This window comes from Sneathiella marina (assembly GCF_023746535.1).
Classification (GTDB): Bacteria; Pseudomonadota; Alphaproteobacteria; order Sneathiellales; family Sneathiellaceae; genus Sneathiella; species Sneathiella marina.
The window spans coordinates 2058716-2079621 of sequence record NZ_CP098747.1 but is presented as its reverse complement, the minus strand read 5'-3'; the positions used below and the strand labels follow the sequence as shown (position 1 = coordinate 2079621).

Sequence of the window (20906 nt, the reverse complement as noted above, 5' to 3'; positions counted from 1 at the left end):
TTTTTGTCCATGGCAATGGATGCAAGTGAAATAGAACGTTTGATAAAACAAGGTATCCCCGATGCCGATGTTGAAATTACAGATCTACGCGGCGATGGTGATCACTACGCTGCGATGGTCGTTTCAGCCAGTTTTGAGGGCCTGCCAAGGGTTCGACAACATCAAATGGTTTATGAAGCTTTGCAGGGAAATATGGGCGAAGCTCTCCATGCCCTCGCGTTGCAGACATCTGCGCCAAAGGCATAATTAAGATTTAACATTAAAAAGGATTATCAAATGCTTGATGAAGTTACTAAAGATCGCATTAGCCAGGAAGTTGCTAATGGTGATGTCGTCCTCTTCATGAAGGGGTCTGCCGTTTTTCCACAATGCGGTTTTTCTGCTACTGCCGTTCAAATTTTGTCGCATTTGAATATTAAATTCAGAGGTATAGATGTTCTGAGTGACCCAGCCATTCGTGAAGGCATTAAAGAATACAGCCAATGGCCGACAATTCCGCAGCTATACGTTAAGGGTGAGTTTGTTGGCGGATGCGACATTATGAGAGAAATGTTCGAGACTGGTGAATTGCAAGAAATTTTCACTGACAAACAGGTTGCTTTGGCTTCAGCGGGGCGTGAAGTAGGATAATTACTGACGTTATCAGTAGTTAGGCGCCGCTTTTAATTGGATCGCTCCGGATTCATAAAATAATTTTGTCAGAATATGATTCAAGGTCTTCTTATAAAACTGATTATAAGCCTGCCCACAGGTATTTTTGATCTGTTTTATATTTTTAGGCGTCGCCGAATTGACGGTCTTGTACTCGACAACAAAGCCCGTTTCCTGTGCTTACTGGATTCTTTGTCTTCAAAACCAGTCAATCTGGAAACCTTGAATGACAACAGGGTTGGCATGGAAAAGCTTGCATTGGCTCTAGGCGGACCAGTCCCACATGTTCATCTAGTTGAGAATTTTTCCGTTCCCTGTAGCTCCGGCCCGATAAATGTTCGTTGTTACAAACCAAACACTGATCTCCCCTTGCCTGTTCTTATTTACTTTCATGGCGGTGGGTATATTCGTGGATCCTTGGATAGCCATCACGATTTATGCGCAAGATTAGCGGCATACGGTGACTTTGCGGTTCTTTCTGTGGACTATCGGCTGGCCCCGGAAAATAAATTTCCGGCAGCGATTGATGATTCCATAGCAGTTTTTAAATGGGTGCAGTCTCACGGGGCTGAATATGGCTTTATGCAAGACAAAATCGCCGTTGGGGGCGACAGCTCAGGTGGATGCCTTGCTATTGTAACGGCACAGGAAGCAAAACGGCAACAACTGCCTTTACCAGTATTCCAGTTACTTTTTTATCCAACGACAACCGCATATTTTGATAGCCGAAGTCACAAACTATTCTCAAAAGGCTTTTTTTTAAGCACAGAGCGAATGGAGAATTATCGCGACTTATATCTGAACTCCGTGGCAGAGCGTGACGATTATCGAGCCTCTCCCCTGCTCAACCCGGATCTTGCGAACTTGCCGTCCGCCTTGGTGATCACAGCTGGCTTTGATCCGTTACGGGATGAAGCAGAAGAATATGCAAAAGCACTAGGCAACTGTGAAGTACCTGTTGGTGTTATCCGCTATGACGGGATGGTCCACGGGTTCGTGTCGCTTACTGCGGTCCTGCCGGCTGCAGACAAAGCTCTCCGGCAGGCAGCAGATGCATTACGGCATTGTTTTTCTGCTTAATACAGGATGAGGCCCAGGGCTGCTTTTCTATCCAAATCTGGCCAATCAATGGATGGAATTCATTAAGCGAGCTGAAAATCTTATTGGACGTCTTCACCGCCAATTTTTTGTGCCAGAGCTGCCGCCAGATAGTCATCCAGATCGCCATCCAGAACACCTTGTGCATTACCTTTTTCGACACCGGTTCGAAGATCTTTCACCATCTGATAAGGATGAAGCACGTAAGAGCGAATTTGATGCCCCCAACCGATATCGGTTTGCCCATCGCGAGTTTCCTGGGCCTCCGCCTCCCGTTTCTGCAATTCCAGTTCATATAACCTGGATTTTAGCATCTTCATGGCTTCGGCCCGGTTCTTATGTTGTGATCGGTCGTTTTGACATTGCACGACAACGTTCGTTGGAACATGGGTAATACGAATAGCAGATTCTGTTCGATTGACATGCTGACCGCCTGCACCTGACGCCCGGTATGTATCAATTCGCAAATCTTTTTCATCAATATCGATGTCAATTTCATCATCAATAACAGGATAAACCCCTACAGATGAAAAACTTGTATGTCGCCGCGCGTTGGAATCGAAAGGTGATATCCTGACCAAGCGATGTACACCTGATTCAGTCTTGAGCCATCCATATGAATTTGCTCCTGAAATCTCAATGGTTACGGATTTCAAGCCAGCTTCTTCTCCGCTGCTTTCTTCTAGAATTTTTACTTTGCACCCATGTTGATCCGCCCACCGCATATACATGCGTAAAAGCATTTGGGTCCAGTCCTGCGACTCTGTCCCTCCGGCACCTGCATGGATTTCAACGTAACAATCATTTGCGTCAACCTCCCCTGACAACATGCTCTCTAACCGCCTGCGATTTACTTCGATTTGCAGGTTCGACAAGGAAAGTTCAGCATCCTTGACGGTTTCTTCGTCCTCTTCCTCCTCCGCCATTTCGATGAGGTCGATATTATCCTGGAGGTCTTGCTGGATTCGATTATACGCATTCAACGCATTTTCAAGGCTGGTCCGTTCCCGCATTAGGTTTTGAGCTTTAGATGCGTTATCCCATAGCGTTGGGTCTTCCACGAGGGAGTTCAGTTCTTCCAATCGGCGGGTTGCTTTATCCCAGTCAAAGATACCTCCTCAGCAGGGCCATGCCCTGCTGGATTTCGTCAACGGTAGATTGATGTTCGGCCCGCATGTCATTACTCCACTCTACTGAATTACTTTTTGAGGAAAATAGGGGCAATTAAGTAATCAGTAAAGGCCACCTGTGCCTGAACGAATAGACTTTTTCGATTTCCCTGTGGATACGGAGGAAAATCCACTGTCTGAACCATCAAGAACGGTACGCTTTCGCTTGTTTCCTGTGGATGTCTTGAAGGCTTCCAGGATGACTTTGTCGCCGCGGCGTGCCAACGCGCCGGTTTGGGCATTAATGCGAACGAGTCGAATCCCCTCAGGCACACGGAACGGTGTTGCAGGTTGGTCAGCAAGTGCCTCCATCATAAAATCCCTGAAAATCGGTACGGCGACAGATGGCCCGCTTTCCTTTTTACCCAAACTTTTAGGATTATCGAATCCCACATAAACCCCCACCGTCAAGTCTGCAGAAAAACCGACAAACCAGGCATCCTGGCTATTATTTGTGGTGCCTGTTTTCCCGCCAATCGGCTTTCCAACTTCTCGAATGCGAACGCCTGTGCCGCGACTGACAACACCTTCAAGCATCGAGACAATCTGATATGCTGTTGTTGCAGGCAGTATTTGCTCGCGATTATCAGGTAGTGTCGGTTCTTCCTGATCGTTCCACTCTTCGACATTACAATTTTCACAAGGACGGTCATCATGTCGGTAAACAGTTGTACCGCGGCGGTCCTGTATGCGGTCAATCAGTGTCGGTGTTATTTTTTTACCGCCATTCACCAATTCCGCATAGGCTGTTGTCAGTTTCAAAAGTGTCGTTTCTCCCGCCCCTAATGACATAGAGAGGGTTGGCAGAAGGTCTTCATTAATCCCAAACCGTGCTGCATAATCTACAATTGGATCCATTCCGATGGCCCTGGCAAGTCTTACGGTCATGAGGTTTCTGGATTTTTCAATCCCTAACCGGAGTGTGCTAGGTCCATAAAACTTCTTCGAATAGTTAGACGGTTTCCAGCGTTCTCCATTGGGTTGGTTGAGTACGAACGGTCCGTCCATTACTTTATCTGCTGGGGTAAAACCATTGTCCAGTGCCGCGGCATAGACGAAAGGTTTAAATGCAGAGCCCGTTTGCCTGTTGGCCTGGACAGCACGATTAAATTCCGAAATTTCAGGGCTCCAGCCGCCGACAATCGCGTAAACCCGACCGGTATGTGGATCCATAGCAACAAGTCCACCGGATACTTCAGGTATTTGTTCCAATCGATAATGATTTTCGCCGGCATTTTCACTCGTGTCAGGATCTGCAGCGATTACATCCCCTACTTTAAGAACGTCGGAGGCCTTCTCGATTGGCGGACCCTTTTTATCGGTGTCAATTTGTTCTCGCGCCCATTTCAGGTTTTCAAGTGGAATAATTCCTTTTTCGCCGTCAACGAAACCAATTTCTACTGAGGCCTTGTTCACAGCCAATACAACAACAACCTGCCAAACGCCAAGCCCCTTCGGCCGAGGAAACTGGGCTAAAGCTGTAGTCCAGTCATCGGTGACTTCCATTGTCCCCAACGCGCCCCGCCATCCGTGGCGGCGATCATAGGTGCGCAAACCTTTTTTCAGAATTTTCTCGCCAATTTTCTGCATCGACGTTTGCATGGTGGTTCTAACCGATAACCCGCCATCATACAGGGCGGTTTCACCATAAATGTTATAGAGTTCCCGGCGAACCTGCTCAACAAACCACTCTGCCTTGATGACCTCTGCATCGCCGCCTTCTTGGGCCAACAGCGGTGAATTGGTTGCTTCTTCCGCTTGCTCCGGTGAGATGTATCGCTCTTCCAGCATCCTGCCGATAACCCAGTTCCGTCGTGCCATGGCTTTTTCATATTTGCGGAATGGATTGTAATTGTTAGGTGCCTTTGGCAGAGCTCCAAGATAAGCGGCTTCGGCGATGGTCAATTTATCCAATGGCTTGTCAAAATAATAAAGCGCGGCGGCGGCTACACCATACGCGCGGTGGCCCAGGTAAATTTCATTGAGATAAAGCTCCAGAATTCTGTCTTTTGACAAGGCCTTGTTTAGTCGTAACGCTAAGATCGCCTCTTTCGCTTTTCGCTCGTAGGAAACTTCATTTGTTAGCAGCATGTTTTTCGCGACCTGCTGGGTAATGGTTGATGCTCCTACAAGCCGCCTACCTTTTCCTAGATTCTTGACATTTGTAACGAAAGCTCTTGTTATGCCTTGATAATCAATTCCCGGATGCTCATAAAAATTTTGATCTTCAGCGGCTAGAAACGCCTGTTTGACAAAAACCGGTATCGTGTCAATGGGTACGAAAAGACGTCTTTGATGAGCATATTCCGCAATCAGACTACCGTCTGCCGCATGCACCCGGGTCATGACCGGCGGTTCATACTCTGCCAATTGGTTAAATTCCGGCAGCCCTTTACCAAAATGATAAAAGCCATACATTACCGCTCCGATGCCAACAACTCCGAAGAATAGTAACAACGCAAACGTAAACGACAAGAATTTGAAAAAACGTCTCATATGACAATATTTCTCAAAATAAGATTACCAGCGGGTAAATGATCAGCGAACTATAACAGAATTAAAGGCGAAAATGGCATTCTTCATAAATAATGCAATAGACATATGTCAAAATTATGGGTTTTGGGCTTTAAAATAGGCGTCAATGGCATTTGCGATTGAAGTTGCAAGCCGAGTTTGGCCCTTGCTAGATTTTAGTATTTTTTCGTCCTGTCGATTTGATAAATACCCTAGTTCAACAAGCACTGAAGGTACATCCGGTGCCTTTAATACCCGAAATCCAGCAAACCGGTGCGATCTTCCACTTGTTTTCAATCCAGATTTTGTTATCTCCGGAATCAGTGTTTTTGCAAATTTTACCGAGAAATTCATGGTTTCACGCTGCGCAAGATCAACCAGTATCCCCTGAACGGTATCGTCTTGCTCTTCCAGATCGACACCGGCAATCAAATCTGATTTATTCTCCCTTCGCGCTATTTCTGCCGCTTCATCATCCGATGCGGTTTCTGAAAGAGTATAGACAGTTGCCCCCCGAAAATCGGACCGACTGATGGAATCTGCATGAATCGAAATAAACAGGTCAGCTCCTGCTTCTCTTCCAACATTAACACGCTCCCTCAAACTTAGAAAATTATCGGACGATCTCGTCATTATTGGAGTGTAAATCGGATTTTTATTCAAAATTCTGTAGAGTTTTTTGGCGACTTCCAATGTTAATTTCTTTTCGTACACGCCGCTTTTACCGATTGCACCAGGATCTATGCCGCCATGGCCGGCATCAATAACGATTGTATATTTTTGCTGCACGGGTTTCGGCAATTTTGGCGGTGTCAAAACAACCACTTCGGTTGTATTCTTTTTCTTACGTCGTTTTTCTACTTCCGCCATAAAACCGGCCGCGTCGGTTTTCTGAATATCAATATAAAACCTATAGGGTTTCCCGGAAGTTGGAGGAAGAAGAACCGTATTCAAAATGCGAACCGGACCTTTGACATCAAGCACAACCCGAGAGGTATTATGCTTGTACAAACCGAACCGATAATTCTCAACAACACCTTTTTTCCGTGCGGTAGCGTCGTCTGCCTGCCAGTTTAGCTCGGGCATATCAATGACAATTCGATAGGGATCCGGCAGCAAGAATACGTCAAAGGTGGGCTTCTTACTTAACTCCATTACAAATCTTGTTTTATCTTTGTGTATCCCCAAACGCGTCGAAAAAACGTCAATAACTTCCTTGGATTGCACAGAGTTTATTGGTGTAAGGACTGTCAATATGGGTATTGCCAGAAAGCAAATTCGGAAAAAGCGATATAACATATCCATACCCGGTATCACGTAACTTTGAAGTTGCCAGCAATCGCGCTATTTCTAATTCTGGATTGCCTTAACCTAACTGTTTCAACACGTTCAATCAATCCGCACATTGATTTGGAATCGAAATTATTTTTTTGTTGTGTCATTATTCGTTTGGTAAGTGACAAAGAAAGAAGCTATTATAAACTCGTGAGTTACTGTGGTCAGTCCCGAGATCTTAAATTTGGTCAGGGCGGCGCCGTTTTCGACAGCTTTTTGCAGGCATTGGATATATATTTCAATCCCCGGAGCGTCTGGAAGCAGCGCTTAAGACAATGCAGTGAATTAAGTGAAACAGAAATCGTTCTCTTTGTCGATTCTGACAGAGAGCTCCGGCAGCCAAATGGCCAGGTAAACTAAAACAAAGCTTGGCATGTCTCTCATTTCCGAGGGATTTGGAGCGCCGACGGTTTCCACAAAAATAGACTGTCTATTCCTTTCTCACATGGGGATCCCGCAGTCACGGAGCTAGTATATGGCTACGCGTATGTTAGTCGACGCGTCTCATGAAGAAGAGACTCGTGTCGTCATTGTTAAAGGTACCCGTCTCGAAGAATTTGATTACGAGACGGCATCACGAAAACAGCTTAAAGGGAATATTTATCTCGCAAAAGTGACTCGGGTAGAGCCGTCGTTACAAGCAGCGTTTGTTGAGTATGGCGGTAATCGCCATGGATTCCTTCCCTTTAGTGAAATCCATCCGGATTATTATCAGGTTCCCGTGTCAGATCGCGAAGTTCTTCTGGAGCAAGAGGTAGCGGCTGAAAAAGAAGCACATGCTCAAGAAGAAGCCGAAGATGATGCCAAATCTATCGATGATGATAATTTGGATACTGCTGAAGTCGTACTTGCTGCTGAAGCCATGGCTGATGCTGAAGTTGTCGAATCTGATGACGAAGAAGGTATCGTTGATGATGTCGACGATACAATCGGCGGCCTTGAAACTGTTGGTGAAGACGGCGAAGAAAACTTTGTTGAAAATCTTGGCGGAGAAGATGACGTCGAGCCTCGGCGCAAGGCCCCTTCCCGCCGGCATTACAAAATTCAGGAAGTTATCAAACGCCGTCAAATACTGCTTATTCAAGTTGTCAAAGAGGAACGAGGAAATAAGGGCGCAGCCTTAACAACTTATATTTCTCTCCCTGGGCGATACAGTGTTCTTATGCCTAATACAGGCCGTGGTGGCGGAATTAGCCGAAAAATAGCTAATCCAGCAGATCGCAAGAGACTCAAGAAAATTGCAAATGAACTTGATGTTCCAGAAGGCGTCGGCGTCATCATTCGTACCGCTGGTATGAGTCGAACGAAAGTAGAAATCAAGCGTGATTATGAATTTTTGATGCGTGTTTGGGACGATATTCGCGAGCTCACGTTAAAGTCGATGGCACCCTATTGCGTTTACGAAGAAGCCAATCTGATTAAACGCAGTATTCGCGATCTATATACAAAAGAAATCAGCGAAATACTCATTGAAGGTGATGACGGTTATAAGCTTGCGAAAGAGTTCATGCGCAAGCTAATGCCCAGCCATGCCAAGAAAGTTCAGCCTTATAAGGACAAAATACCGCTTTTTCATCGCTTCCAGGTAGAGCAGCAATTTGCATCTATGTATAATCCTGAAGTTCAACTGAAGTCTGGTGGATATATTGTCATAAATCCAACGGAAGCGTTGGTCTCCATCGATGTAAACTCCGGTAAGGCGACGAAAGAACGCAATGTCGAAGACACTGCAACCAAAACCAATCTGGAAGCAGCAGAAGAAATTGCCCGGCAACTAAGATTGCGTGATCTGGCCGGTTTGATTGTCATTGATTTCATCGATATGGATGACAATCGGAATAATAAGGCCGTTGAACGCCGTATGAAAGATTGCCTTAAATCTGATCGTGCCCGTATTCAGGTTGGCCGTATTAGTCCATTTGGACTGATGGAAATGTCGCGCCAGCGTCTACGCCCGAGCTTTCTGGAAACCAGTACAAATATTTGCCATACTTGCGGCGGATCTGGCTTCGTACGATCGATTGAATCTACAGCACTCCTTATTATTCGAACACTTGAAGAAGAAGGTGTTCGTGAAAGAAGCGCTAAAATCACGATTACTGTTCACACTGATGTCGCGATTTATCTTCTCAATCAAAAGCGTTCTGTCATTCAGGAATTGGAAAATATTTATGGAATGACAATCCTGATCCTTGCCGACCCGACAACTAATCTAAATGATCATGAGATCCTTCGTGAAAAAGGAAAACCCGGTGATTTGACGCCTGTTGTTCGGGAAGCTGTCAGCACTGAGATTTCCGGATTAGATGATGAAACTGCCGATACCTCGGAATCGGCTGAGGAAGAGCAGGAAAGTAACTCATCCAAACGGCGGCGGCGGCGGCGGCGCAGGAAGCCTCGTGAAGACAATGCTACCCAGACAAACGAAGACCAGGCAGAAGATACTGCGTCCAGTAACGATGCTTCCGGCGCCTCGGAAACATCTGCAGATGATGACGAAGGCAATGAGCCGAAACGCCGTCGCAGAGGTCGTAGAGGAGGTCGCCGTAGATCTCGGTCAAATGCAAGTGAAGAGAACTCCTTAGATGAAAATGCGGGTTCTTCGGAATCTTCAGATTCGAATGAGAATGTTCAGCCATCTTCTGAAAGTGACGCGGTTGTCATCCCCATTACAACCGCCGAGAGCTCGACGGCAGTCGATGCGAAAGAAGAGAATGTTGCGGAAGAGCCTAAAAAACGCACACGCCGGACCCGAAAGAAACAAACAGATACTGCTAGTGGTGATGCAAATACAGCTGAATCTGCAGAGCAAGCTGGGGACCTGGACGTTCCTTCACCCTCGGAAGGCTCTGAAGAAAAACAGGTGCGCCCCAGAAGGCGTAGAGCAACCCAAAAGAAAACTGAAGATACTGTTCAAGTCGCTGAAAAGGTTGATACTGTAGTTAAAGCGGCAGATGCGGTCGAAGCTCCCACAGAAAAGAAAGCTGAACCCGAGGCACCGCCTGTTGTTGAAGCTGTCATTGATGAAAAGCCAAAAGCTAAGCGTAGTGGTTGGTGGCGACGCGGTAGCTAGAAACATATTAAGAAAGGGTGCTTTACAAGCTCCCTTTCTTTATTTTAGCCAGCGAGCAAGGCTCTTCACCGCAGCTTCAATGGTTGTCGTTGGCCCAGCAAAAGAAAACCGGACATAACAAGAACCGCGATGTGGATCAAAGTCGAGCCCTGGAGTAGCTGCTATACCTGTTTCAGCTAGCATTCTTAGGCAAAATTCCATGGAATCATTGGTCAGATGTCGAACATCCGCATAAATATAGAACGCGCCTTCTGCGGCCGCCAATTTGGTGAGCCCCATTTTGGGAAGTTCTCTTAGCAATATTTCACGATTACGAGCATATACATCCACATAACCGTTCAACTCGTCAATGCAATCAAACGCAGCCAGTGCCGCATATTGGCTAATGGCCGGTGGGGATATAAAGAGGTTTTGCGCCAGTTTTTCTACCAAGGAGACGAGTCTCTCTGGTAAGACCAGCCAACCCAGTCTCCAGCCTGTCATCGAGAAGAACTTTGAAAAGGAATTGATGACGACGGCTTCATCATCCAGTGAAAGAGCGGTTGTCGCCGGGTCACCGTAAACAACCCCATGATAAATTTCATCGGATATAAACTGCATCCTGCGGTCCTGGCAGTAGTTAAGGAGAGCTTGAAGCTCGTCTCTACTTGTCATGGTACCCGTAGGGTTTGAAGGATTCGCGACCAGAAGTCCGTGTAACTCCCCTTCTAAGCCATCCAATAGTTCCGGTGTTGGTTGAAAATTCGTGTCAAAGTCGCAAGGCAGACCTACCGGATCCATATGCAGCGACTTAAGGATGTTGCGGTAAGCCGGGTAGCCAGGCTCAGCCAGTACAACCCTGTCACCTTTGTTGAAAGCAGCCAAAAACGACAGCAGAAACCCTCCAGAAGACCCAGTAGTTATTACAATCCGTGATGGGGGAACATCAACGTTATAAGTCGTTCCGTAATAATCAGATATTGCCTTTCTCAAGGGCGGAATACCGAGGGCATCCGTATATCCGATCTTTTCACGAAGCAAGGTTTCCTGAGCTCGCTCAATAACCTTGGATGGTGCGGATTGTGCCGGCTGCCCCACTTCCATATGGAAGACAGGCGCACCGCTTAATTCCCGCTCATTCGCAGCTTTCATAATTTCCATCGCGATGAAAGGTTGAATGTCGTTACTTGAAGAAATTGTCAAAACTTCACCTGATACATTGCTGTAGTAAGAAATCTAATTTTCTATTAAAGAAAGTCCAAAGCCTCTGGGATCATGACGTGAGACGCAATATTCGACTTTGCCATTTCTGCAATAAATGGAATTTACAACTGCTAATCGATCGACTTCAACCAATATTGGAAAGCTGCTATTCAAGGCGGAGATATCTTCCTCTGGCATGGTCGATTCATACAGTAATGGAGCTGCCGGCCCCATCGTGAAAAGGCGTGGACGGTTCATTGCTGCATCTAGAGTTACATCATTTCCAAAGATATTTATTGCAGCACCAATTGAAGCTGTTGTTCCGGCGGCGCCACCGGAAACAGCGCTGGCGTAATAGAAATCCTTATTAGGTAAATTCACTACTAATAGTGGGGAGCTCAGAAATTCACTCTGGTTTTCCGGGATAATAGGCGCAAGAACAATCCCGGTTATGTTTCCAATTTTTCCACTTCCAAAGGGCTTCTTCATACTGACAATGCAGGCCACGGCATTTCCCAGGTTATCTGTTGTAACAAAAGACGTAGAACCATGGCTTGAAAATGCGGAAACAGAACTCAAATTGGTGAAAACACTTGCCGTTGCGTTGGCAACTTCCAATTGCGGAACTTCCACACGTGTTCTTAAAATATTTTTACCTTCACCAAAAACCTGCGCCCATAACTGCGCATATAAATCCCCCTGGGCATTGGCAGAAACACCAGCCATATTGTCGTCAATGCGAAATAACTGTGCATCGACCCAAATGGGCCTGTAATTGACTAGATCCGCAACAGTAACTTTTCCTCCAGCATTACTCGCATCTTCGACGAAGGTGCGAGCCCAATTACCGCTGTAAAAGGCAGCACCACCTTCGGAACGTAACGCAGATATCAGGCTCCCAAGCCTGATTTGCTGAATACGTGTTCCTTCCGCCACAAACTCACCACTATTTTCCTTAAAAATGTTGGTCAATGTATAATCAAGAGACAGTTGATCTTCATTTAGAATCATTGCCAGATGTTGAGCACGCGAGAGAGGCTCCCCGAATGTCGCTATTTTTTCTGCTGCGGTTAATACGGACCTCCACTCCATTTTGCCATAACGGGCTTGCAAGGCCGCCATTCCTCGAATATTGCCAGGAATTGCTATGTCTCCGCCAGCCGCCGGAACTGCGTTGGGAAATTGCAGGTTTTCAAGCTTATTGTTTTCCGGACTATAGACAATGCATTCACCGCCACCGCCAAGAGACGCGGCAATTGGGTAAGTCACCGATAGCGCAAAATATAAACCAACAGCAGCATCAGCGGCGGTACCACCGGCAGACAGGATATCTTCGGCCACCAGCACGGCTCTCGGTTCGTCTGCAGCAACGCCACCCAATGGCCCTTCAACATTACCAATTGAACCAAAGGGTACTTCTGGTCCACCACAGGCACCCAAAAATACTACGGGTGCTGTTATTAGCGACAGGAGACGAAGCCTCCATTGACGATTGGCTAAACTGTTCTTACGTTTACGGTGCAACAAAAGGATATCTTTCTTGAAAAAACGCTGCCTCACGCTTGGTTCCATGCTTTTAGTCTTACTTCTGCCTTTTCACTGGGCATATGCTAAACAGACGGGGCCCTCTTTCATTCGTGACGCCGAAATTGAACATACACTTCGTTCATACGCTATTCCCATATTCAATGCCGCAGGCCTGAACGGGAAGGATGTGGCAATATATATCATCAATGACCGCTCTTTAAACGCCTTTGTTGCCGGAGGGCAAAGATTGTTTATGTTTACCGGTTTATTAGAGCGTGTTGAAACCCCAAATCAGCTAAAAGGCGTGATAGCCCATGAAACCGGACATATAGCTGGCGGGCATCTGGCACGAACTCAAGAGGCTCTTGAAAATGCGACTGTTCGTTCGATTATCGGCATTTTATTAGGAGCAGTTGCGATCGCAGCAGGTGGTGGTGCTGCTGGCGGCGCAGTTATTGCTGGGTCCGGTAGCATAGCCACCAAATCATTTTTGGAATACAGCAGAACACAAGAATCTTCTGCGGATCAGGCGTCAATTACTTACCTGGATAGTACGGGGCAATCTGGACGGGGCATGGTAGAGTTTCTAGAAATTCTCGATCAGACTTATCGAAGCTATAACACAGGGCTTTCCTACTATCGCAGCCACCCCATTACCAGTGAACGTATCGCAGCGCTAAGGCAGAGAGTTGAAAAATCTCCTTACCGAGACACGTTAGATTCACCAGAATCAGTTGTCGAACTCAATCGCATGCAAGCCAAACTATTCGGCTACACAAGAACCTTAGCGCAAACGCTTCGAAAATACCCTGTAACAGACCAGAGCATACCTGGGCGATATGCGAGGGCAATTGCATATTTCAGATACCCTGACTTGGATAAGGCTTTAAAAGAGGTCGATAGCCTTCTAGATGAAATTCCAACAGATCCCTATTTTCATGAACTAAAAGGGCAATCTCTATATGAAAATGGAGATCCGCAAGGTGCATTACCTTCCCTTGAAACGGCAGTAGAGTTAGCTCCTCGAGAACCCTTGATACTTACCTTGTACGGACGTGTGTTGAACGCGACCGGAAACATTGCAGATAATAATAAAGCAATTGAAGTTCTAACAGAGAGCCTTGCACTGGATCCCAATAATGCCGCGAGCTGGGATCAATTGGCGATTGCGTATAGTCGAAACGGAAATACGGGCATGCTAGCCCTGGCGAGTGCTGAACGTTATTTGTTAGGCGGTAATTATCAGAAAGCAATTTTCCACGCCAAACGCGCTCAAGATCTTTTCAATGCCGGGACACCAGCCAATCTTCGGGCCGAAGATATCATTACCCTGGCTGGCGAAGCCTCCCGAAAAAATAGATAAAATTGCTAGACGCATTCCTTCACTATTTCAAACAGTTCCTGATTACCCCAAGCAACGTTTCTTTGCATAGTGACCCTGCCGGTGAAATCTACATTGCCATGAGATTTGGATAGTGCCACAGAATTTTCGGCAATACAGGAAAGTCCTATTGTATTCCGTCTCATCAAGCTTACTTCACATTAAAGTTCCTTGATAAAATTCGATTAACTATCATAATCGCGCTCGATATTTAAAGGAAAGAAACTCAATGGCAGGTAACAGCAAATTAAGCGTTCTCAGTATCGGATCAATCATCGCGCTCGTTGGATTGATAGGATTTGGAATTTACCAATATGGTCTAAAAGCAACATCTACACCTGTTGCCGATAAAGAATTTGGTGAAAAAGTCCGAGGGTACTTAATGGCTAACCCGTATGTTCTTCGTGATGTAATTGAAGAATTAAAAGCGCAGGAGCAACTTGCAGCGTCGCAACAGCAAAGCGCAACCCTTGCTTCCCTGTCCGATGAATTGAAAAATGACCCCTCAAGCTTTGTTGCGGGAAATCCCGATGGAGATGTGACAATTGTCGAGTTTTTTGATTATCGTTGCGGTTATTGCAAGAGAAATTTCCCTGACCTGATGAAAACAGTGGAGGACGATGGCAATATCCGTCTTGTTTTGAAGGAATTTCCGATCTTGGGTGAAGATTCTGTATTGGCGTCACAAGCGGCGATAGCTTCGATTTCTCAAGGAAAATATATGGAATTTCACACAGCCCTGATGGCAGTTCGTGGTGGATTAACAAAGGATCGTATCCTAAACATTGCCTCTGATGTCGGGCTGGATGTCCAAAAGCTGGAAGAGGATATGCAAGGAGAGGCTGTCCAGAATATCATTCGGAAAAACTACTCCCTCGCCCAGCAACTTGGTGTCAATGGAACACCGGCCTTTGTTATTGAGGATACATTCTATCCTGGTGCCGCAACAGCTGAGCAGATGGAGAAGTTGATAGTGGCGGCCCGTGAAAAAAAGAAAACGACAGCCACTAACTAGGGTTGCGTGATCCTTCAAATAACGCCGCGCCGAATCTGATCTAGTTCAATTGATTCAAATAGGGCTTGGAAATTTCCTTCGCCAAAGCCTTCATTGCCCTTGCGCTGAATTATTTCAAAGAAAATAGGACCAATTACATTTTGCGTAAATATTTGCAGTAATAAACCCTGATCTTCCGTCGGCGCGCCATCAACCAATATCTGTAAGTCTTTTAGCTTCTCGATATCCTCACCATGGCCTTTTACGCGCTCATTCAGCTGCTCATAATACGTATCTGGCGTGTTTTGAAAAACAGACCCGGTTTTCAGCATTGACTGAACCGTTTCATAGATGTCACCGGTACCAAGAGCAATATGTTGTATTCCCTCACCCCGATATGCATTTAGGTACTCTTGAATCTGTGATTTGTCATCCGAACTTTCATTTATTGGAATGCGAATCTTACCGCAGGGGCTGGTCATCGCCTTACTTTTCAGGCCGGTAAGCTTACCCTCTATATCAAAATATCGAATTTCTTTGAAATTGAATAGACGTTCATAGAACTCTGACCATTCATCCATTCTACCGCGGTGAACATTATGCGTAAGATGGTCAATATATGTCAGGCCGGTGCCAACAGGATGACGGTCTTCGCCTTCAATTGGAAGAAAATCCACGTCATAAATAGACCCTTTGTCGCCATATCTATCGACAAGATAAATTAATGAATCCCCTATTCCCTTAATAGCTGGAATATTGAGCTCCATGGGACCTGCGTTTGATGGGACAACCCAGGCTCCCAGTTCTTCAGCTTTCTGTATTGCCTTGGCTGAATCTTTTACTCGAAATGCCATTGCACAGGCGCAGGGTCCGTGAATTCTTGCAAAAGACTGCGCGAAACTATCCGGTTCGGCATTGACGATAAAATTGACATCACCCTGCCTGTAAAGAGTGACATCTTTGGAGCGGTGTTTTGAAACCGGGCGAAATCCCATCGAGACAAATAAATCACCCAATGCCCTTGGATCAGGTGCAGCATATTCCACGAATTCGAACCCGTCTGTCTCCATCGGATTTTCCCAAAGATCAGTCATAATATCCTCTTGAATTTATAAAGTAGTTACAATTGCAACTATATTGCTGTAAGATGGCTTTCAGCGCCCATAAAGTCAAGCCCGAAAACGGATTTAAAATGTTAAATTTACCACGGTTTCTACCCTATCGCTTAACGAAGCTATCTGGATTTATTAGCCGGAACCTGGGGAATATCTATTCAGAACGATTCAATTTAACCATTCCAGAATGGCGTATTATTGCTCTCCTAGGATCCGAGGAGGGTCTAACAGCGCAGGCTATAGGTATACAGGCTTCACTGGATAAGGTGCGGATGAGTCGTGCTGTTGACCGGCTCGTAAAGTCCGGACGTATAACAAAGCAAGCCCATAAAACTGATAGACGATCATCGTTATTGTATTTGACAGAATCAGGGCGTGAAGTATTGGAAAAAATCGTCCCTCTGGCACAGCAATATGAAGACAGGTTACTGAAGGATTTTAATGCCGAAGAAATTGAGTTGCTGGACAGTTTTTTGAACCGACTTGATTCTAAAGCGGAAAGTCTCCAGGAAGATAAAATCTTCTAATTGAGGCTTACTCGTCCTAGCCCAGGCAACTTCAAGTCCTGATCTTCAAAATCATATCCCAAAGTTAAACCCAGTAAATGGAGTTCAGCTCCTTCGTTCGGACCTATTGCAAAACCTCCATATCCAAAAAGGGATAACTGGACCCCTTGCCCGCTCACAGGTGTGCTTATTAAATCACCATCAACAATATAATCCTTGCCGATCGCCGTAGGTGGCAACTCCAGCCCAAGCTCTGGTATATTCCGTCCGATATGGGCAACAAAACTGTTTGAATTTGGTCCAGGCCATAAGACATAGTCGCTTTTATGCGGATAAGTATCGATAAGCTTGTCAATTTTCTCAATTATGGATTCCGCCATGGAACCTCTAACGTCAGACAGCAACTCAGGGGGATTTCCGTGCCAGAAATTATCTGGGGCACCCGTCCGATACGATAAGGCTTGTCCACCGTTATACGCGCGCCATCCAATAATCTCGTACCTTTCGTATGTTTGCGCATTTTGTCTTTTCAAGGCAATCCAAGTATGAACTGCAAAATTACCGCGCCAGCCCCAGGTGCGAGCCCCAAAAACCTGCACGATGGCATCGGGATAGATTTTGGGAGAAGGAGATAAATCCGCACTGTCCCTTCTGGCCTCCCACCAGGAATTTTTTTGATTCCCTATGTTTTCTGCAAAAGCCAGCATTTGCGGAAAAGCAAATAAAACAAACAGGATTAGCAAGGCAAATAGACTATTTCGGAACAACCTGGTCACATCCCTTTCCAATAGTACAGAAGCTCAATCATACTCAATTTAGCTAGAAATCCGGATCACTCTTGCGCGAGGGAGGCACATTTCCTTCTTAAATCGCACTGTTACTTGATACCTATAATGGAGCGAAATTATGCTTTCTTTGTGTTTTATTACCTAATACCTTTCATTAAAATATCTGTATCACTGCTTTTACATCTTGATAAAGTTCATTATAAGGAGGTCTGTCGAGAAATACGTATGTCAATCAGGATCAAACATGGCGGCGTCGGTTTTAGTTATTAATGGCCCAAACTTGAATCTTCTAGGAACGAGGGAACCAGACGTTTATGGTTCAATAACTTTGAAAGATATTGAGGATACCGTTAGAACGTACGGCGATAGACTGACCATTAAAACAGATTTCTTTCAGAGCAATGTCGAAGGTGAGCTTGTTGCCGCAATTCAGAATGCTGCCGGTGAGTTTGACGGAATTATTTTGAACGCTGCGGCATATACACATACTTCAATTGCGCTCATGGATGCCATAAAGGCAACAGGAATACCAACTATTGAAGTTCATTTATCCAATGTGTTTGCTCGAGAAGAATTTCGACATCACAGTTACATTTCACCGGTTGCTACTGGTGTCATCTGCGGTTTTGGCGCGAAGGGTTATGTTTTAGCCATGGACGCGCTTGCCGACATTTTTGACGTGTAAACAAGAGAAACTAGATCATTATGAGTAAACTAGACATCGATAAAAAAGCCATCCGCGAGCTTGCAGAGATCATGAATGAAACAGGCTTGGGTGAAATTGAAATAGAAACAGAAGATCACCGTCTTCGTGTTTCGAGATCAACTTCCGTTACGGCTCCTGCTCCACTCGTTCATGCAGCTGTTAGCACTCCTGTTGCGACACCAACGCCTGTCGAAGCGCCTGTTGTTGCTACAGATGCCACCAGCCATCCAGGAGCCGTTAAATCACCGATGGTAGGTACTGCCTATATGTCACCTGAACCTACTGCTCCCGCCTTTATTAAGGTTGGCGACTCTGTTTCAGAAGGGCAAACTCTGCTTATTGTAGAGGCAATGAAAACCATGAACCCCATCGCAGCACCAAAAAATGGAAAAGTGCTGGAAATACTGGTTTCTGATAAAGAGCCTGTAGAATTCGGCCAACCTCTCGTAATTGTTGAATAGGCGACTGAAATTTTATGTTCGAAAAAATTCTGATTGCTAATCGCGGCGAAATCGCCTTGAGAGTGCATCGCGCTTGCCGCGAAATGGGTATCAAAACAGTTGCTGTACATTCAACGGCCGATGCTGATGCCATGGATGTTCGTTTGGCTGACGAAAGTGTCTGTATTGGACCACCGAGCTCGACAGAAAGTTACCTCAATATTCCGTCAATCATCGCAGCGGCAGAAGTAACCAATTCCGATGCGATACATCCGGGTTATGGGTTTTTATCGGAGAATGCAAATTTTGTTGATATCGTTACAGCCCACGGTATTAAATTTATTGGGCCAACCGCAGATCATATCCGCTTGATGGGCGACAAAATTGCCGCCAAGGAGACCATGATCAAACTCGGCGTGCCCTGTGTGCCCGGCTCGGAAGGCGAAATCACTACATTAGCTGATGCAGAACAGGTTGCTGCCGATATCGGATATCCAGTAATCATTAAAGCCTCTGCTGGCGGTGGCGGTCGCGGTATGAAAGTCGCAACCGGACCTGATACAATATCGGAAGCATTTTCTTCCGCGCGATCTGAAGCGAACCTCGCATTCGGAAATGATGCCGTCTATATCGAAAAATATTTAAGCGGTCCCCGCCATATCGAAATTCAGATTTTGGCGGATGGTAAGGGCAATGTTGTCCATTTGGGAGAACGTGACTGTTCTCTTCAAAGACGGCATCAGAAAGCCCTGGAAGAATCGCCCTCACCGGCACTCAGTGATGATGCCCGCGTCCGCATAGGTGAGACAGTGTCAAAGGCGATTGGAGATATGAAATATGAAGGCGTCGGAACGATTGAGTTTCTTTATGAAAATGATGAGTTCTATTTCATTGAAATGAATACACGGTTGCAAGTCGAACACCCCGTAACCGAAATGGTTACAGGCATCGATCTTGTTCAGGCGCAAATAAATGTTGCGGCCGGATTACCCTTAACACTTACGCAAAAGGACATTACTTTTTCCGGACATGCGATAGAATGCCGGATAACAGCAGAAGATCCTGTTACTTTTGCCGCAAGCCCAGGTCCTGTAAATGAATTTCATGTTCCAGGCGGATTGGGTGTGCGTGTGGATTCCGGTTTATATGCGGGTTATATGGTCCCCCCCTACTATGACAGTTTGATCGCAAAGCTGATTGTTCATGCCGATAGCCGTGAAGAATGCTTGTTGCGTTTAAACAGAGCATTGGAAGAGTTTGTTGTAAGCGGCATCAAGACGACACTACCTCTGCATCAGGAGCTTCTGCAAAATGAGGAGTTTCAAAAGGGCGACTACAACATTCATTGGCTGGAAAAATTCATCGAGAATAGGTAGACTTATCGACTACCATGATGCCCCTCACTGCTGATATTGTCCTCAATGCCTATGCCAATGGCATTTTCCCTATGTCTGATGACCGGAATGACCCGGAGTTGTTTTGGGTTGACCCTGAGCGGCGCGGAATTTTCCCGCTGGAGGCTTTTCACGTTCCCAGAAGCCTGGCAAAAACCATACGGAAGATGCCCTTTAAGGTAACCGTCGATCAGAATTTCGGGCAAGTGATGCGGGAATGTGCTGAATCGACAACCGAAAGAAATACGACATGGATCAATCAGACCATACTTGATTTATACGCGGAACTACATGACCGGGGATTTGCACATTCCGTTGAATGCTGGCATGAAGGAAAATTGGCAGGCGGGCTATATGGCGTCTCGTTTGCTGGTGTATTTTGCGGTGAAAGCATGTTCACGCGCGTTACAGATGCCAGTAAAATTGCACTCACTTATCTTGTTGCACGACTGAAATACGGTGGATTTACGCTTCTTGACGCCCAGTTTATGACGGAGCATCTCGCTAAATTCGGTGCGATCGAAATTGATAGGGCCGAGTATCACAAACGCCTGGATCAGGCCCTAAAAGTAAAATCGAATTTTTACTCTTTACCAGCGGATGCGTCCGGTTCGGATATCCTGCAATCGATCACCCAAACGTCATAAACCGGATGTTCTAGTGCATTGATGGCTGGGCTTGAAGCAAACATCCAGCCGCTAAATAATCGTATGGGATCCACACCCTCATTCACTTCCGTAATAACAAGAAAAGTTGATGTCTCTGGTGGTTCTTCAGGGGGGCGTTTCAGACATTTACGAGGATGAATGGACAGGCTTCCAAATTCTGCCATTTCGTCAATCGGCACATATAAGTCAAGAGTACGGGCCGTAACTTTGTCCAGAGCTCGGAGGACAACAATATCTCCTTCTATTGAGTCTTCGCTCTTTGCTGTCGATGTTGCAATAAAAGCCACCAGAACAATCGCAAGCAGGGGAAAGCTTTTTTTCACAGACGTCATACCCTTACTGAAAAACCTCAAAATTATCGAATA

General features: G+C 45.8%; 19 protein-coding genes. 11 read left to right on the top strand and 8 right to left on the bottom strand.

Translation table 11 applies throughout. From position 1 onward, the window contains the following. Window positions 1-9: 9 nt before the first annotated feature. From NBZ79_RS09885 to NBZ79_RS09875, 3 genes are all read left to right on the top strand, one after another. Window positions 10-246, top strand: coding sequence for a BolA family protein (locus NBZ79_RS09885; RefSeq protein ID WP_251932220.1), 237 nt, complete (start codon window positions 10-12; stop codon window positions 244-246). Window positions 247-276: 30 nt separating this feature from the next. Next, on the top strand, window positions 277-630 hold the full coding sequence (gene grxD, locus NBZ79_RS09880) for a Grx4 family monothiol glutaredoxin (RefSeq protein ID WP_251932219.1): 354 nt from the start codon (window positions 277-279) through the stop codon (window positions 628-630). A 213-nt stretch (window positions 631-843) separates the two neighbouring features. Beyond that, a complete protein-coding gene (locus NBZ79_RS09875) occupies window positions 844-1731 on the top strand; it encodes an alpha/beta hydrolase (RefSeq protein WP_251932218.1) in 888 nt (295 codons plus the stop codon). A gap of 80 nt (window positions 1732-1811) precedes the next feature. Here NBZ79_RS09875 and prfB read toward each other — a convergent pair. From prfB to NBZ79_RS09860, 3 genes are all read right to left on the bottom strand, one after another. Continuing rightward, window positions 1812-2925 (bottom strand): peptide chain release factor 2 gene (prfB, locus tag NBZ79_RS09870; RefSeq protein ID WP_251932217.1). Its coding sequence is split into 2 segments (ribosomal slippage): window positions 1812-2855 and window positions 2857-2925, totalling 1113 coding nucleotides; the frame shifts between segments, so codons are not numbered across the junction. Window positions 2926-2981: 56 nt separating this feature from the next. Then, window positions 2982-5414, bottom strand: coding sequence for a penicillin-binding protein 1A (locus tag NBZ79_RS09865; RefSeq protein WP_251932216.1), 2433 nt, complete (start codon window positions 5412-5414; stop codon window positions 2982-2984). A gap of 114 nt (window positions 5415-5528) precedes the next feature. Then, window positions 5529-6587, bottom strand: coding sequence for an N-acetylmuramoyl-L-alanine amidase (locus NBZ79_RS09860; protein WP_251932215.1), 1059 nt, complete (start codon window positions 6585-6587; stop codon window positions 5529-5531). A 655-nt stretch (window positions 6588-7242) separates the two neighbouring features. Between NBZ79_RS09860 and NBZ79_RS09855 the strand changes: the two genes are divergently transcribed. Further along, a complete protein-coding gene (locus NBZ79_RS09855; protein ID WP_251932214.1) occupies window positions 7243-9840 on the top strand; it encodes an Rne/Rng family ribonuclease in 2598 nt (865 codons plus the stop codon). A 39-nt stretch (window positions 9841-9879) separates the two neighbouring features. Here the strand turns inward: NBZ79_RS09855 and NBZ79_RS09850 are convergent, their stop codons facing one another. Together NBZ79_RS09850 and NBZ79_RS09845 are read right to left on the bottom strand one after the other, a co-directional pair. Further along, window positions 9880-11022 (bottom strand): pyridoxal phosphate-dependent aminotransferase, encoded by a 1143-nt coding sequence (locus NBZ79_RS09850; protein ID WP_251932213.1) that lies wholly within the window; start codon window positions 11020-11022, stop codon window positions 9880-9882. Between the two features lie 33 nt (window positions 11023-11055). Then, entirely contained in the window at window positions 11056-12582 is a 1527-nt protein-coding gene (locus NBZ79_RS09845) for a gamma-glutamyltransferase (protein ID WP_251932212.1), read from the bottom strand. Here NBZ79_RS09845 and NBZ79_RS09840 point away from each other — a divergent pair. Further along, window positions 12563-13912: a M48 family metalloprotease gene (locus NBZ79_RS09840; protein WP_251932211.1), complete on the top strand. Its 1350-nt coding sequence runs from the start codon at window positions 12563-12565 to the stop codon at window positions 13910-13912. The two genes, NBZ79_RS09845 and NBZ79_RS09840, sit on opposite strands and share 20 nt — an antisense overlap. Window positions 13913-14159: 247 nt before the next feature. Further along, a complete protein-coding gene (locus NBZ79_RS09835; protein ID WP_251932210.1) occupies window positions 14160-14945 on the top strand; it encodes a DsbA family protein in 786 nt (261 codons plus the stop codon). A 14-nt stretch (window positions 14946-14959) separates the two neighbouring features. Here NBZ79_RS09835 and hppD read toward each other — a convergent pair whose 3' ends face one another. Next, window positions 14960-16018: a 4-hydroxyphenylpyruvate dioxygenase gene (gene hppD, locus NBZ79_RS09830; protein WP_251932209.1), complete on the bottom strand. Its 1059-nt coding sequence runs from the start codon at window positions 16016-16018 to the stop codon at window positions 14960-14962. Between the two features lie 98 nt (window positions 16019-16116). Between hppD and NBZ79_RS09825 the strand changes: the two genes are divergently transcribed. Continuing rightward, window positions 16117-16566: a MarR family winged helix-turn-helix transcriptional regulator gene (locus NBZ79_RS09825; RefSeq protein ID WP_251932208.1), complete on the top strand. Its 450-nt coding sequence runs from the start codon at window positions 16117-16119 to the stop codon at window positions 16564-16566. Here the strand turns inward: NBZ79_RS09825 and NBZ79_RS09820 are convergent. Further along, a complete protein-coding gene (locus tag NBZ79_RS09820; protein ID WP_251932207.1) occupies window positions 16563-17321 on the bottom strand; it encodes a DUF3750 domain-containing protein in 759 nt (252 codons plus the stop codon). The two genes, NBZ79_RS09825 and NBZ79_RS09820, sit on opposite strands and share 4 nt — an antisense overlap. Before the next feature lie 256 nt (window positions 17322-17577). Between NBZ79_RS09820 and aroQ the strand changes: the two genes are divergently transcribed. Genes aroQ through aat form a run of 4 tightly spaced genes read left to right on the top strand, consistent with a single transcriptional unit; the run spans window position 17578 to window position 20520 of the window. Further along, complete coding sequence (aroQ, locus tag NBZ79_RS09815) at window positions 17578-18018, top strand: type II 3-dehydroquinate dehydratase (RefSeq protein ID WP_251932206.1); 441 nt, start codon at window positions 17578-17580, stop codon at window positions 18016-18018. A 20-nt stretch (window positions 18019-18038) separates the two neighbouring features. Further along, window positions 18039-18500 carry an acetyl-CoA carboxylase biotin carboxyl carrier protein gene (gene accB, locus NBZ79_RS09810; protein ID WP_251932205.1) on the top strand — a complete coding sequence of 154 codons (462 nt, stop codon included), beginning with the start codon at window positions 18039-18041 and terminating at the stop codon, window positions 18498-18500. A gap of 14 nt (window positions 18501-18514) precedes the next feature. Further along, the gene (accC, locus tag NBZ79_RS09805; protein ID WP_251932204.1) at window positions 18515-19855 is read left to right on the top strand and encodes an acetyl-CoA carboxylase biotin carboxylase subunit; all 1341 of its coding nucleotides are present in this window, start codon (window positions 18515-18517) and stop codon (window positions 19853-19855) included. A gap of 14 nt (window positions 19856-19869) precedes the next feature. Continuing rightward, window positions 19870-20520 (top strand): leucyl/phenylalanyl-tRNA--protein transferase, encoded by a 651-nt coding sequence (gene aat / locus NBZ79_RS09800; protein ID WP_251932203.1) that lies wholly within the window; start codon window positions 19870-19872, stop codon window positions 20518-20520. Here the strand turns inward: aat and NBZ79_RS09795 are convergent. Beyond that, window positions 20457-20873: a DUF2155 domain-containing protein gene (locus tag NBZ79_RS09795; RefSeq protein ID WP_251932202.1), complete on the bottom strand. Its 417-nt coding sequence runs from the start codon at window positions 20871-20873 to the stop codon at window positions 20457-20459. The genes aat and NBZ79_RS09795 overlap by 64 nt on opposite strands. Window positions 20874-20906 lie beyond the last annotated feature (33 nt).